This window comes from Kitasatospora sp. NPDC001603, from assembly GCF_040298365.1.
Classification (GTDB): Bacteria; Actinomycetota; Actinomycetes; order Streptomycetales; family Streptomycetaceae; genus Kitasatospora.
The window spans coordinates 317546-331836 of the sequence record NZ_JBEPAA010000001.1; the positions used below are offsets into that span (position 1 = coordinate 317546).

At 71.4% G+C, this 14291-nt stretch carries 12 protein-coding genes; 11 read left to right on the top strand and 1 reads right to left on the bottom strand.

The features are described from left to right. Positions 1-138: 138 nt before the first annotated feature. The 9 genes from rpsM (at position 139) to glmM (ending at position 8294) form a co-directional block, all read left to right on the top strand. Positions 139-519, top strand: coding sequence for a 30S ribosomal protein S13 (rpsM, locus tag ABT263_RS01520; protein ID WP_329488114.1), 381 nt, complete (start codon positions 139-141; stop codon positions 517-519). A gap of 72 nt (positions 520-591) precedes the next feature. Further along, on the top strand, positions 592-999 hold the full coding sequence (rpsK, locus tag ABT263_RS01525) for a 30S ribosomal protein S11 (RefSeq protein WP_030232513.1): 408 nt from the start codon (positions 592-594) through the stop codon (positions 997-999). Positions 1000-1128: 129 nt separating this feature from the next. Then, positions 1129-2151 (top strand): DNA-directed RNA polymerase subunit alpha, encoded by a 1023-nt coding sequence (locus ABT263_RS01530; protein ID WP_030232516.1) that lies wholly within the window; start codon positions 1129-1131, stop codon positions 2149-2151. Between the two features lie 126 nt (positions 2152-2277). Continuing rightward, positions 2278-2766, top strand: a complete 489-nt coding sequence (gene rplQ / locus ABT263_RS01535; protein ID WP_352286372.1) for a 50S ribosomal protein L17 — start codon at positions 2278-2280, stop codon at positions 2764-2766. Between the two features lie 77 nt (positions 2767-2843). Next, positions 2844-3755 (top strand): tRNA pseudouridine(38-40) synthase TruA, encoded by a 912-nt coding sequence (gene truA, locus ABT263_RS01540; protein ID WP_329488110.1) that lies wholly within the window; start codon positions 2844-2846, stop codon positions 3753-3755. 41 nt (positions 3756-3796) lie between these two features. Continuing rightward, positions 3797-5470: an ABC-F family ATP-binding cassette domain-containing protein gene (locus ABT263_RS01545; RefSeq protein ID WP_352286374.1), complete on the top strand. Its 1674-nt coding sequence runs from the start codon at positions 3797-3799 to the stop codon at positions 5468-5470. 286 nt (positions 5471-5756) lie between these two features. Beyond that, positions 5757-6200 carry a 50S ribosomal protein L13 gene (gene rplM / locus ABT263_RS01550; protein WP_329488106.1) on the top strand — a complete coding sequence of 148 codons (444 nt, stop codon included), beginning with the start codon at positions 5757-5759 and terminating at the stop codon, positions 6198-6200. A gap of 46 nt (positions 6201-6246) precedes the next feature. Beyond that, entirely contained in the window at positions 6247-6750 is a 504-nt protein-coding gene (gene rpsI / locus ABT263_RS01555; protein WP_329488104.1) for a 30S ribosomal protein S9, read from the top strand. 179 nt (positions 6751-6929) lie between these two features. Then, positions 6930-8294: a phosphoglucosamine mutase gene (glmM, locus tag ABT263_RS01560; RefSeq protein WP_352286376.1), complete on the top strand. Its 1365-nt coding sequence runs from the start codon at positions 6930-6932 to the stop codon at positions 8292-8294. Positions 8295-8373: 79 nt separating this feature from the next. Here the strand turns inward: glmM and coaA are convergent, their stop codons facing one another. Then, a complete protein-coding gene (gene coaA, locus ABT263_RS01565; RefSeq protein WP_352286377.1) occupies positions 8374-9369 on the bottom strand; it encodes a type I pantothenate kinase in 996 nt (331 codons plus the stop codon). A 99-nt stretch (positions 9370-9468) separates the two neighbouring features. Here coaA and glmS point away from each other — a divergent pair, with 99 nt between their 5' ends. Together glmS and ABT263_RS01575 are read left to right on the top strand one after the other, a co-directional pair. Then, positions 9469-11325 (top strand): glutamine--fructose-6-phosphate transaminase (isomerizing), encoded by a 1857-nt coding sequence (glmS, locus tag ABT263_RS01570; RefSeq protein ID WP_329488100.1) that lies wholly within the window; start codon positions 9469-9471, stop codon positions 11323-11325. Between the two features lie 840 nt (positions 11326-12165). After that, positions 12166-13752, top strand: a complete 1587-nt coding sequence (locus ABT263_RS01575; RefSeq protein WP_352286379.1) for an NAD(P)H-hydrate dehydratase — start codon at positions 12166-12168, stop codon at positions 13750-13752. The last annotated feature ends 539 nt before the right edge of the window (positions 13753-14291 follow it).

Genomic DNA, 14291 nt, shown 5'->3' on the forward strand with positions numbered 1-14291 from the left:
GAAAACGTCATAAGCGGGCTACCCGATCCGCCCTTCGCAGGGCGGACTGCCACCCCCGGTCAGAGGCCGGGGCTCCCACACCGTGAGGTGTCGGAGTAGGTAGCACGCAAGACCTCTGAAGAAACACAGGAGCCTTGAATGGCACGCCTCGCCGGCGTTGATCTCCCCCGTGAGAAGCGGATCGAGATCGCCCTTACCTACGTGTACGGCATCGGTCGTACCCGCGCCCAGCAGACCCTGGCCGAGACCGGTGTCAGCCCGGATGTCCGCGTTCGCGACATCTCCGAGGAAGACCTCGTCAAGCTGGGTCAGTACATCGACGCCAACTACACGGTCGAGGGTGACCTCCGCCGTGAGGTGGCCGCCGACATCCGCCGCAAGGTCGAGATCGGCTGCTACGAGGGTCTGCGTCACCGCCGCGGCCTGCCGGTCCGCGGTCAGCGCACCCACACCAACGCGCGTACCCGCAAGGGCCCGCGTCGCGCGATCGCCGGCAAGAAGAAGCCGGGCAAGAAGTAGTCCGTCCCGTCACCGGACATCCCTCCGGCCCGCGGGTCAGCGGACCGACCACCTCAGTAGGAGAACAGACTTATGCCCCCCAAGGGTCGTCAGGCTGCCGGCGCGAAGAAGATCCGCCGCAAGGAAAAGAAGAACGTCGCTCACGGCCACGCGCACATCAAGAGCACGTTCAACAACACCATCGTTTCGATCACCGACCCCGCGGGCAACGTGATCTCCTGGGCCTCCGCCGGCCACGTCGGCTTCAAGGGCTCGCGCAAGTCCACCCCGTTCGCCGCGCAGATGGCCGCCGAGGCCGCTGCCCGTCGCGCGCAGGAGCACGGCATGCGCAAGGTCGACGTCTTCGTCAAGGGTCCGGGCTCCGGCCGTGAGACCGCGATCCGCTCGCTCCAGGCCACCGGCCTGGAGGTGGGCTCGATCCAGGACGTCACCCCCACCCCGCACAACGGCTGCCGTCCGCCGAAGCGCCGCCGCGTCTGACGCAGCGCCTTCGGGCACTGGTGTTCGCTTGACACCGCGTACGGGGTCCCGGTTCGTCCGGGACCCCGTACGCTGGTTCTGTTCGGCATCAAATAGTGGGTGCCGAAGACAACTGGAGGATCTGAAAACATGCTGATCGCTCAGCGTCCCTCGCTGACCGAAGAGGTCGTCGACGAATTCCGCTCGCGGTTCGTGATCGAGCCGCTGGAGCCGGGCTTCGGCTACACCCTCGGCAACTCCCTTCGCCGCACGCTCCTCTCCTCGATCCCCGGTGCCGCTGTCACCAGCATCCGGGTCGACGGCGTCCTGCACGAGTTCACCACCGTGCCGGGCGTCAAGGAGGACGTCACCGACCTCATCCTCAACATCAAGCAGCTGGTCGTCTCCTCGGAGCACGACGAGCCGGTCGTGATGTACCTGCGCAAGCAGGGCCCGGGTGTGGTCACCGCCGCCGACATCGCGCCGCCGGCCGGTGTCGAGGTGCACAACCCCGAGCTGGTCCTCGCCACGCTGAACGGCAAGGGCAAGCTGGAGATGGAGCTGACCGTCGAGCGCGGTCGCGGCTACGTCTCCGCCGTGCAGAACAAGGCTTCCGGCCAGGAGATCGGCCGCATCCCGGTGGACTCGATCTACAGCCCCGTGCTGAAGGTCACCTACAAGGTCGAGGCGACCCGTGTCGAGCAGCGGACCGACTTCGACAAGCTGATCGTCGACGTCGAGACCAAGCCCGCCATGCGCCCGCGTGACGCCATGGCCTCGGCCGGCAAGACCCTGGTGGAGCTGTTCGGTCTCGCCCGCGAGCTGAACATCGACGCCGAGGGCATCGACATGGGCCCGTCCCCCACGGACGCCGCCCTGGCCGCCGACCTGGCGCTGCCGATCGAGGAGCTCGAGCTCACCGTTCGGTCGTACAACTGCCTCAAGCGCGAGGGCATCCACACCGTGGGTGAGCTCGTCGCCCGCTCCGAGGCCGACCTGCTCGACATCCGCAACTTCGGTGCGAAGTCGATCGACGAGGTCAAGGCGAAGCTGGCCGGCATGGGCCTGGCCCTCAAGGACAGCCCGCCCGGGTTCGACCCGACCGCCGCCGCCGACGCCTTCGGCGCCGACGACCTGGACGACGCGGGTTACGCGGAGACCGAGCAGTACTAAGAGTTTGCTGGTGGGGGCGGTTCCCCGGAGCCGCCCCCGTCATCATGAAAGCCGTACGGGCACCGTGCCCGTACGCCCGCTGCGGTACCTGGTACGGCCGCAGTCGGAGATTCAAGGAGTAATTCCATGCCGCGTCCCACCAAGGGTGCCCGCCTCGGCGGCGGCCCCCACCACGAGCCGCTGCTGCTGGCCGGCCTGTGCCGGGAGCTGTTCCAGTACGGCCGCATCACCACGACCGAGGCCAAGGCCCGTCGGATGCGCCCGCTGGCGGAGAAGCTGATCACCAAGGCGAAGAAGGGCGACATCCACAACCGTCGCCTGGTTCGCAAGACGATCACCGACATCTCCGTGCTGCACACCCTCTTCACCGAGATCGCGCCGCGCTACGAGAACCGCCCGGGTGGCTACACCCGTATCACCAAGATCGGTCCCCGTCGTGGCGACAACGCCCCGATGGCCGTGATCGAGCTGGTCGAGGCGCTGACCGTCGCGCAGACCGCCGTCGGCGAGGCCGAGGGTGCCACCAAGCGCGCCGTCAAGGAGGCCGAGGCCAAGGTCGAGGAGACCAAGGCCGAGGACACCAAGGCCGACGAGGCCGAGGCCGAGCAGGCCTGACGCCTTTGGGTGCAGTGCGGGCCCGCTCTCCCATTCCGTGGGGGAGCGGGCCCGTTCCTTCTGTCTGGAGTGAAGCAGTGATCGACGATTGCGCCGAGCGTCCGCCGGTGAAGGACGGCCCGGCCGACGGGTACGTCCGGGTCCGGCTCGACCTCGCCTACCAGGGCGCGGAGTTCTCCGGCTGGGCCCGCCAGCGCGGTGGCCGCCGCACGGTGCAGGAGGAGATCGAGAGCGCGCTGCAGATCGTCACCCGCAGCACCGAGCTGTACCCGCTGACGGTCGCCGGACGGACCGACGCCGGTGTGCACGCGCGCGGCCAGGTCGCGCACGTCGACCTGCCGGCCGAGCTGTGGGCCGCGCACCGCGAGAAGCTGCTGCGCAGGCTGGCCGGGCGGCTGCCCGGGGACGTCCGGATCTACCGGATCGGCGAGGCGCCGGCCGGCTTCGACGCCCGCTTCTCGGCGATCTGGCGCCGCTACGCCTACCGCGTCGCCGATCACCCCGGCGGGGTGGACCCGCTGCTGCGCGGCCATGTGCTCTGGCACGACCGGCCGCTGGACGTCGAGCGGATGAACGCGGCCGCGGCGCTGCTGCTGGGGGAGCACGACTTCGCCGCGTACTGCAAGAAGCGCGAGGGCGCGACGACCATCCGCACGCTGCTGGAACTGCGCTGGGACCGCGTCCCGGTCGACTCCTACGCCTCGCAGGAGGGCTCGCTGGCGGTCGCCACCGTCCGCGCCGACGCCTTCTGCCACAACATGGTGCGGGCCCTGGTCGGCGCGATGCTGCTGGTCGGCGACGGGCACAGGCCGGTGGAGTTCCCCGGCGAGGTGCTGGCCGGCGGGGTGCGCAACTCCGCGGTCAACGTGATCCGGCCGTACGGGCTGACGCTGGAGGAGGTCGGCTACCCGGCCGACGACCAGCTCGCCGAGCGCAGCCGGCTGGCCCGCCGGATCAGGACGCTGCCGGGGCAGCCGGTGGTCGGCTAATCCGTTTTGGTCCTGGGCCGCGGCTTGGGAGAATCGTCCGCATGGGACACGTCGAGATTTCGCACCTTGAGTACTACCTGCCGGACGGGCGGGTGCTGTTCGACGACGCGTCCTTCCGGGTCGGCGAGGGCTCCGCGGTCGCCCTGGTGGGCGCCAACGGCGCCGGCAAGACCACCCTGCTGCGCATGATCGCGGGCGACCTCCAGCCGCACGGCGGCTCGGTCACGATCAGCGGCGGCCTCGGCGTGATGCGCCAGTTCGTCGGCACCACCGGGCGCGAGGCGAAGCAGGACGACGAGGACCGGCAGGGCCCGGCCCCGCTGGCCGCCGACGCCTCCGTCCGCGACCTGCTGGTCTCGGTGGCCCCCGAGCGGATCGCCGTCGCGGCCCGCGCGGTCGACGCCGCCGAGCTGGCGATGATCGCCCAGGACGACGAGAAGACGCAGATGGCCTACGCCCAGGCGCTCTCCGACTGGGCCGACGTCGGCGGCTACGACTACGAGACCGACTGGGACGTCTGCACCACGGCGGCCCTCGGGATGCCCTTCGACAAGGCCCAGTGGCGCGGGCTGAACACGCTCTCCGGAGGGGAGCAGAAGCGCCTCGTCCTGGAGGCCCTGCTGCGCGGCCCCGACGAGGTGCTGCTGCTGGACGAGCCGGACAACTACCTGGACGTCCCCGGCAAGCGCTGGCTGGAGGAGGCGATCAAGGCCACCTCCAAGACCGTGCTCTACATCTCGCACGACCGCGAACTGCTCTCCCGTACCGCCGAGAAGATCATCAGCGTCGAGTCCGGCGCGGCCGGCAGCAGCGTCTGGGTGCACGGCGGCGGCTTCGACTCCTTCCACGAGGCCCGCAAGGACCGCTTCGCCCGCTTCGAGGAACTCGGCCGGCGCTGGGACGAGGAGCACGCCAAGCTCAAGAAGCTGGTGGTCACCCTGCGCCAGGCCGCCTCGGTCAGCCACGCGCTGGCCACCCGCTACGCCGCGGCGCAGACCAGGCTGAAGAAGTTCGAGGAGGCGGGCCGCCCGGAGGAGCCGCCCCGCGAGCAGAACATCACCATGCGGCTCAAGGGCGGCCGGACGGGCGTCCGGGCCTTCACCATGGAGCAGCTGGAGCTCACCGGCCTGATGAAGCCGTTCGACCTGGAGGTCTTCTACGGCGAGCGGATCGGCGTGCTGGGCTCCAACGGCTCGGGCAAGTCGCACTTCCTGCGGCTGCTCGCCGGCGACGGGACGGTCGCCCACACCGGTCAGTGGAAGCTCGGCGCCCGTGTCGTGCCGGGCCACTTCCGGCAGACCCACGCCCACCCGGAGCTCTTCGGCCGCACGGTGCGCTCGATCGTCGAGGAGGAGCACGCGCTCAGCCGCGGCGCCGCGATGGGGGCGCTGCGGCGCTACGAGCTGGACCGCCAGGAGGAGCAGAAGTTCGAGTCGCTGTCCGGCGGCCAGCAGGCCCGGTTGATGATCCTCAAGCTCGAACTGGACGGCGTGACGGCGCTGTTGCTGGACGAGCCGACCGACAACCTGGACCTGGAGAGCGCCGAGGCGCTGCAGGCCGGCCTGGAGGCCTTCGACGGCACCGTGTTGTGCGTCACGCACGACCGGTGGTTCGCCAAGACCTTCGACCGCTTCCTGGTCTTCGGCGCGGACGGCCGTGTGTACGAGTCCGCGGACCCGGTCTGGGACGTCACCCGGGTCGAGCGCGAGCGCTGACCGGAGCCCCGCCCGGGCGGTGCGGGAGCACCGATCGGGGGCCGTCCGGGCCGCTTTCCGGCCCGGCCGCCGAGGGGGGATTTTGACCGACCCCGGCGCGCCCGGTAGCCTGGGGGCTTGTTGTGCGTATTGGCTCGCTCTATCTCACGTGAGAGGTCGGTACGCCGGAGATATCAGGTCGACGACCCAGCGGCTCCCCTTGAATTGCGTCCAAGGCGGCCAGGCTGATGCCCTCGACCGGGTGCTCCTGTCAGGACTCACTCACTGAAAAGCAGAGGCTACGACCGTGCGTACGTACAGCCCCAAGCCCGGCGACGTCCAGCGTCAGTGGCACGTCATCGACGCGACCGACGTCGTGCTCGGCCGCCTGGCCTCCCAGGCCGCCAACATCCTCCGGGGTAAGCACAAGGCGATCTACGCGCCGCACGTTGACACCGGTGACTTCGTCATCATCATCAACGCGGACAAGGTGCACCTGTCGGGTAACAAGAAGACCCAGAAGCTGGCGTACCGCCACAGCGGCTTCCCGGGCGGTCTCCGCTCGGTCCGCTACGACGACCTCCTGGCGAACAACCCGGAGAAGGCCGTCGAGAAGGCCATCAAGGGCATGATCCCCAAGAACACCCTGGGTCGCCAGATGCTCTCGAAGCTGAAGGTCTACTCGGGCGACCAGCACCCCCACGCTGCGCAGCAGCCGGTGCCGTTCGAGATCACCCAGGTCGCGCAGTAACTCCGGCCACCTAGCCCCCCAACACTGAAAAGAGCTGAGGAACACCGTGGCCGAGACCACTGAAACCCTTGAGGTCGACTTCGACGAGACCGTCGTCGAGGGCGAGTTCACCTCCGAGGAGAGCTACACCTCCGAGTCGCTGGCCGGCCGCTTCGGCGAGGCCGTCCCCGGCGCCGGCCTTGGCCGCCGCAAGGAGGCGATCGCCCGCGTGCGCATCGTCCCGGGCACCGGCGTCTGGAAGATCAACGGTCGCACCCTGGAGAACTACTTCCCCAACAAGGTGCACCAGCAGACCGTGAACGAGCCCTTCAAGCTGCTGGAGCTGGACGGTCGTTACGACGTCGTCGCCCGCATCTCGGGTGGCGGCACCTCCGGTCAGGCCTACGCGCTGCGCCTCGGCGTGGCCCGCGCCCTGAACGAGGCCGACGTGGACAACAACCGCGCCGCCCTCAAGAAGGCCGGCTTCCTGATGCGTGACGCGCGTGCCGTCGAGCGCAAGAAGGCCGGTCTCAAGAAGGCCCGCAAGGCCCCGCAGTACAGCAAGCGCTAGTCGCGCCCGAGGGGGTGTGTGCCGCCCTGGTGGTGCACACCCCCGGTTGCGCTCTCACGCCCCGGAGTACCCCGTGTACTCCGGGGCGTCGTGCTCCCCGCGCATGGTGCGAAGGCCGGGGATTCGATCGAATGGACTGCCGGGTTTACCTGCCAGCAGCGGTGATGGAGGACGGGACAGTGGGACGACTCTTCGGTACGGACGGCGTACGCGGTGTGGCCAACGTGGGGCTGACGGCGGAGCTCGCGCTCGGGCTGTCCGTCGCGTCGGCGCACGTCCTCGGTGAGGCGGGGGCCTTCGACGGCCACCGGCCGGTCGCGGTGGTCGGCCGCGACCCGCGCGCCTCGGGCGAGTTCCTGGAGGCCGCGGTCATCGCCGGCCTGGCGAGCGCGGGCGTCGACGTGCTGCGGGTCGGCGTGCTGCCCACCCCGGCGGTGGCCTACCTCACCGGCGCCCTCGGCGCCGACTTCGGCGTGATGCTCTCCGCCAGCCACAACGCCATGCCGGACAACGGCATCAAGTTCCTCGCCCGGGGCGGCCACAAGCTGGACGACCGGATCGAGGACGCCATCGAGGCGCACTACCGCGCCCACGCCGTCGGCGGCGAGGAGTGGAAGCGCCCGACCGGCGAGGCCGTCGGCCGGGTCCGCGAGTACACCGAGGGCTTCGACAAGTACGTCGCCCACCTGATCGGCGTGCTGCCCAACCGCCTGGACGGCATCCGGGTCGTCATCGACGGCGCGCACGGCGCGGCCGCCTACGTCGCCCCCGAGGCGTTCGCCCGGGCCGGCGCCGAGGTCGTCCACACCCTGGGGGCGGAGCCCACCGGTCTCAACATCAACGACGGCGTCGGCTCCACCCACCTGGACCGGCTGCAGGCCGCGATGAAGGAGTACCGGGCCGACCTCGGCATCGCGCTCGACGGCGACGCCGACCGCTGCCTGGCCGCCGACGCGGAGGGCAACGAGGTCGACGGCGACCAGATCATCGCGATCCTGGCCGTCGCCATGAAGGAGGCCGGCACCCTGCGCGGCAACACCGCCGTCGCCACCGTGATGTCCAACCTGGGCTTCAAGCTGGCGATGGAGCGCGAGGGCGTCGAGCTGGTGCAGACCGCGGTCGGCGACCGCTACGTGCTGGAGGCGATGAAGGAGCACGGCTTCGCGCTCGGCGGCGAGCAGTCCGGCCACGTCATCCTGCTGGACCACGCCACCACCGGTGACGGCACCCTGACCGGTCTGATGCTGGGCGCCCGGCTGGCCGCCACCAAGCAGCCGCTGGCCGACCTGGCCGCCGTGATGACCCGGCTTCCGCAGCTGCTGATCAACGTCAAGGGCGTGGACAAGAGCCGGGTGAACTCCTGCGTCGAGCTGTCCGCGGCGGTCGCCGAGGCCGAGGCCGAGCTGGGCTCCACCGGCCGGGTGCTGCTGCGCCCCTCGGGCACCGAGCCGCTGGTCCGGGTGATGGTCGAGGCCGCCGACCAGGTGCAGGCCAAGGCCGTCGCCGAGCGGCTGGCCGAGGCCGTCCGCACGTACCTGGGCTGACGCCCGCTCAGCGTGCGAGCAGGGCCCCCGCCGTGACGAACGGCGGGGGCCCTGCGGCGTTCTGTCGGGGCGGCCCGGGTCAGAGCTTGCGCAGCAGCGCGCGGCGGACCTTGTGGTCCTGGCCCTTCTGCAGGACGAGGGTCGCGCGGCCGCGGGTGGGCAGCACGTTCTCCAGCAGGTTCGGCTTGTTGATGGTGCGCCAGACCTGGCGGCCGTACTCCATCGCCTCCTCCTCCGGCACCTCGGTGAAGCGGCGGAAGTAGGAGTTCGGGTCCTGGAAGGCGGTCTGCCGCAGCTTGCGGAAGCGGTCCAGGTACCAGTTCTCGATGTCGTCGGTGCGGGCGTCGACGTAGATGGAGAAGTCGAAGTAGTCGGTGACCGCGAGCCTGGTCCGGCCGTCCGTCCCGGGCAGGGCCGGCTGGAGCACATTCAGGCCCTCGACGATGAGGATGTCCGGACGCTCCACGGTCAGCCGCTCGCCGGGCACGATGTCGTACACCAGGTGCGAGTACACCGGCGCGGTGACCAGCTCCTTGCCGGCCTTCACGTCCGCCACGAAGCGCATCAGCGCACGGCGGTCGTAGGACTCCGGGAAGCCCTTGCGGGCCATCAGGCCGCGCCTGCGCAGCTCGGCGTTGGGCAGCAGGAACCCGTCGGTGGTGACCAGCTCGACCCGGGGGTGCTCGGGCCAGCGGGCCAGCAGCGCCTGGAGCAGCCGGGCGGTGGTGGACTTGCCGACCGCGACGGAGCCGGCCACGCCGATGATGAACGGCGTGCGGGTGCGTTCGGTGTCCGGCGTGTCCAGGAAGGTGCCCAGCGCGCCCCGCAGGTCGTGGGTGGCGTGGATGTAGAGGTTCAGCAGGCGGGACAGCGGCAGGTAGACGTCACGGACCTCGTCGAGGTCGAGGGCGGTACCGAGACCGCGCAGCCGTTCCACCTCCTCGGCGGTCAGCGGCAGCGGCGTACGCTCGCGCAGCGCGCTCCACTCGGCCCGGCTGAGGTCCACGTAGGGGGACGGCGACGGGCCGGGCGTGGCGGCGCCCCGCGTACAGAGTTCGGTCAGCACATGCTCCATTGTGGGCCGTAGCGGCGTTCACGGTGGCTGTGGTGTCGGTCACGCACGGTGGGGGAAGGGTGCGAATGGGGCGTCCCGGGCGCCCTTATGCTGGCACGCATGTGCGGAATCGTTGGATACGTGGGCTCTCAGCCCGCCCTTGATGTAGTAATCGCAGGCCTGCAGCGACTGGAGTACCGGGGCTACGACTCGGCCGGTGTCGCGGTGCAGGTGCAGGGCTCCGACGGGCAGTGGAGCCTCGCCACCGACAAGCGGGCGGGCAAGCTCGCCAACCTGGAGAAGTCGCTCGCCGAGACCCCTCTTCCCGGCGGCACCACCGGCATCGGCCACACCCGATGGGCCACCCACGGCGGCCCGACGGACGCCAATGCCCACCCCCACCTGGACGACGCCGTCCGGGTGGCCGTGGTCCACAACGGCATCATCGAGAACTTCGCCCAGCTGCGGGCGGAGCTGACCGAGCGCGGCCGCACGCTGCGCTCCGAGACCGACACCGAGGTCGTCGCGCACCTGCTGGCCGAGGTGTACGAGGGCGACCTCGCGGAGGCCATGCGGATCGTCTGCCGCCGGCTGGACGGCGCGTTCACCCTCGTCGCCGTGCACGCCGACGCGCCGGACGTCGTGGTCGGCGCGCGCCGCAACTCGCCGCTGGTGGTCGGGCGCGGCGAGGGCGAGAACTTCCTCGCCTCGGACGTGGCCGCGTTCATCGCCCACACCCGTGAGGCGATCGAGCTCGGTCAGGACCAGGTCGTCGAGCTGCGCCGGGACGGCGTCACGGTGACCGACTTCGACGGCAACCCGGCCGAGGTGCGCGAGTACCACGTCGACTGGGACGCCTCGGCCGCCGAGAAGGGCGGCTACGACTACTTCATGCTCAAGGAGATCGCCGAGCAGCCGAAGGCCGTCGCCGACACCCTCCTCGGCCGGATCGGCACCGACGGCCGGCTCACCCTCGACGAGCTGCGGATCTCCGACGCGGACCTGCGCTCGGTGGACAAGGTCGTCATCGTCGCCTGTGGCACGGCCTTCCACGCCGGCATGATCGCCAAGTACGCGATCGAGCACTGGACCCGCATCCCCTGCGAGGTCGAGGTCGCCTCGGAGTTCCGCTACCGCGACCCGATCATGGGCCCGGGCACGCTGGTCATCGCGATCTCGCAGTCCGGCGAGACCATGGACACCCTGATGGCGCTGCGGCACGCGCGCGAGCAGGGCGCCAAGGTGCTGGCGATCTGCAACACCAACGGCTCGACCATCCCGCGCGAGTCGGACGCGGTGCTCTACACGCACGCCGGCCCGGAGGTGGCGGTCGCCTCCACCAAGGCGTTCCTGACCCAGCTGGTCGCCTGCTACCTGGTCGCGCTCTACCTGGGCCAGGTGCGCGGCACCAAGTGGGGCGACGAGATCTCCGCGGTCATCAAGGAGCTCGGCGACGCGCCCAAGCAGGTCGAGCAGGTGCTCCAGACCATGGAGCCGGTGCGCGAGCTGGCGCGTTCGCTGGCCGACGCCAAGTCCGTGCTGTTCCTCGGCCGGCACGTCGGCTTCCCGGTGGCCCTGGAGGGCGCGCTCAAGCTCAAGGAGCTGGCGTACATGCACGCCGAGGGCTTCGCGGCGGGCGAGCTGAAGCACGGGCCGATCGCGCTGATCGAGGAGGGGCTGCCGGTCGTGGTGGTCGTGCCGTCGCCGCGCGGGCGGTCGATCCTGCACGACAAGATCGTCTCCAACATCCAGGAGATCCGGGCCCGCGGTGCGCGCACCATCGTCATCGCGGAGGAGGGCGACGAGGCGGTCGTCCCGTACGCGGACCACCTGATCCGCATCCCCGTGACGCCGACCCTGCTGCAGCCGCTGGTCTCCACCGTGCCGCTGCAGGTCTTCGCCTGCGAGCTGGCCACGGCCAAGGGCCACGAGGTCGACCAGCCGCGCAACCTGGCGAAGTCGGTCACCGTCGAGTAGCCGATCGCCGTTCTGACTCGGGTGGTGCCCCTGCGGTGGCTGCGTCCTACCGCAGGGGCACCGTGTCGAGCGGCGGGGGGACGGGGCGGGTCGATCAGCTTCGCTGAACGGGACCTCGTCGCGGTCGCGGTGGCTGCTGTGGTCGGCCGGTCCTTGACCGGGCCGGGCGACGTCACCTCGAAGACCATGAGGACGCCGGACGCCGGACGCCGGGAGCTGGAGCCTCCGGCTGGGAGCCGGAGCCTCCGGCTGGGAGCCGGCGCCCGGGCTCGGGAAGTGCCGCGACCGGACTGATGGTGCCGCCGGGGGTGAACCGTCCGGTCGGCGCGGTCGGGCCACGCTCGATTGAGCCACGCCCCGCGCGATCGGGCCCCGCGTGATGGGGCCCGCGTGATGGGGCCGCGCGATGGGGCCCTGGTGGCCCGGAAGGTCGAACTCGATCGCGGCCTTTCGGATGAACTGCCGGTCGAGCGGTGCGGACGCGGCCTCGTGCGCTCCGTCCGGCGTGGCGTCAGGACGATGTCGCCCCCGATCGGCACGGCCTTGAAGCCGGCGGTGTTTCCGGCCCCAGGAACGCCCGGAGGACTTCCCCGGGCCCGGCGGGGCGCTCGACCGCCGGCGTGGCGACCCCGGCCGTTCTCCTTACTGCCTCTCCTTGCTTCCGCCGGTCCTCGTGGGCGACACGGTAGGTGTTCGCGAAGCGGGGGAGCACTGGGGTGGGTGGGTCTGCGGGGGGCCGAACGCGGCGTCGGCTCGTGGCAGGTGTCGCTCTGCCACGACGCGGGCGTAGCGTCGGCGGTAGTCGTTGCCGAGGGTCAGCCGAGGGTTAGGGGCTTGCGCATGCGCCGTGCTCACCGTGTCGAACAGGTCCGGGCCGCCGAGGCCGAACTGATGGCCCGGCTGCCCGAGGGCACCCTGATGCAACGGGCCGCCGCCGGTCTCGCCGCCACCTGCGCGCGACTGCTGACGCGCCGTCGCGGCCGGGTGTACGGGAGCCGGGTGGTGGTGCTCGCGGGCAGCGGGGACAACGGGGGTGACGCGCTGTACGCCGGCGCGGCACTGGCCCGGCGGGGCGCGCGGGTGACGGCGGTACTGCTCGCGCCCGAGCGCGCGCACGCGGACGGGCTGGCCGCGCTGCGGGCCGCGCGCGGGCGGGTCGTACGGGAGCGGGAAGTCGGCCTGGCCGACTTCTCGCGCGCGGACCTGGTGCTGGACGGCATCGTCGGCATCGGCGGCCGGGGCGGGCTGCGCCCGGAGGCGGAGCCGTACGCACGGGCGGCGCGTCGGGGTGTGGTGGTCGCGGTGGACGTGCCCAGCGGTGTGGACGCCGACACCGGTGAGGTGGCGGGAGTGGCGCTGCGGGCGGACGTCACGGTCTGCTTCGGCACCCACAAGCCCGGACTGTTGATCGATCCAGGAGCCTCCTACGCCGGTGCGGTGCAGCTGGTGGAGATCGGGCTGGAGCTGCCGACGGCCGACGTGGCGGCCCTGCAGCACGCCGAGGTGGCGGCGCTGCTGCCGGTCCCGGGAGCGGAGAGCGACAAGTACCGGCGCGGCGTCGTCGGGGTGGCGGCCGGCTCGGCGACGTATCCGGGGGCCGCGCTGCTGGCGGTCGCCGGGGCGCTGCGCGGTGGCGCGGGGGCGGTGCGGTACGTAGGCACGGCGGCCGAGGAGGTGGTGCGACGGTTCCCCGAGGTCCTGGTCACCGAGGGCGGACCGGCCGGGGCCGGGCGGGTGCAGGCCTGGGTGGTCGGCCCGGGCGGCGGGGACGGAGCCCGGCAGACGCTCGGCGAGGCGCTGGCGAGCGACGTGCCCGTGCTGGTGGACGCGGACGGGCTCACCGAACTGGGCCGACTCGGCCCGCAGGCCCTGACCGGGCGGACGGCGCCCACACTGCTCACCCCGCACACCGGTGAGGCGGCCCGGCTGCTGGCGGGGGCGGGGGCTGCGGGCACCGCACCGCCGCCGGCCGACGACCTGGCCGCCGCCCGGCTGACGACCGCGCGCCGACTCGCCGCCGCGTACCGGGCGACGGTGCTGCTGAAGGGCTCCACCACGGTGATCGCGGACCCGGGAGGCGCGGTGCGGGTCAACCCGACCGGCACCCCGTGGCTGGCGACGGCCGGGAGCGGCGACGTCCTCGCCGGCCTGGCCGGCTCCCTGCTGGCGGCCGGCCTGTCCGCGCTGGACGCGGCATCGGTGGCGGCGTACCTCCACGGCCTGGCCGGCCGCCGCGCAGCGGGTCTGGCGGCGGGAGCGGGCGCGGGTCTGGCGGCGGGAGCGGGCGTGGCGAGCGACGAGGGGGCGCTGGGCGTGCCGGGTGCCCCGGTCACCGCATTGCAGGTGGCGGGGGCCCTGTCGGCGGTCTGGCGCGATGTGCGGTCGTCCGCGGGGGGCGATGGGGCCGTGGGGGCTGGCGAGGAATAGGTCGACCGGTCTACACAGTGGGTGGATTGCGTGGGCTCGCCTCGCTCGGAGCGGAGTGGGAAGTCGGCCGGGCCGACTGCTCGTGCAGGGGCAGCGGAGTGCGACTGAAGATGTAGACCGGTCTACATATTTGGTTGCCGGATGCCTGTGAGCCTCTGAAGTGCGGAGGTCGGAGTGGGAAGTCGGACAGGTCGACTTCCCACTCCGGCGTTTGGTCCTGGGGGGCGGGGTCGGCCTCAGAAGGTAGACCGGTCTACATATTTGCCCGTGGTGATTCGCTCGGTAGCGAGTGCGGGGGCGGGCGGCGACCGCCGGGGGAGTGGGAAGTCGGCCTGGCCGACTTCCTGTGCGGTGAATTGAAGGACGTGGCCTGAAAAGGTAGACCGGTCTACATATTCCTGCCCCGGGCAACGGGCCGGGCTGAAGCACGGCGGAGCCCGGAGGGGCTGGGCGGAGAAGAGTGGGAGCAGGAAGTCGGCCTGGCCGACTTCCCACTCCGCTCCGAGCGAGGCGAGCCCACGCAATCCACCCACTGTGTA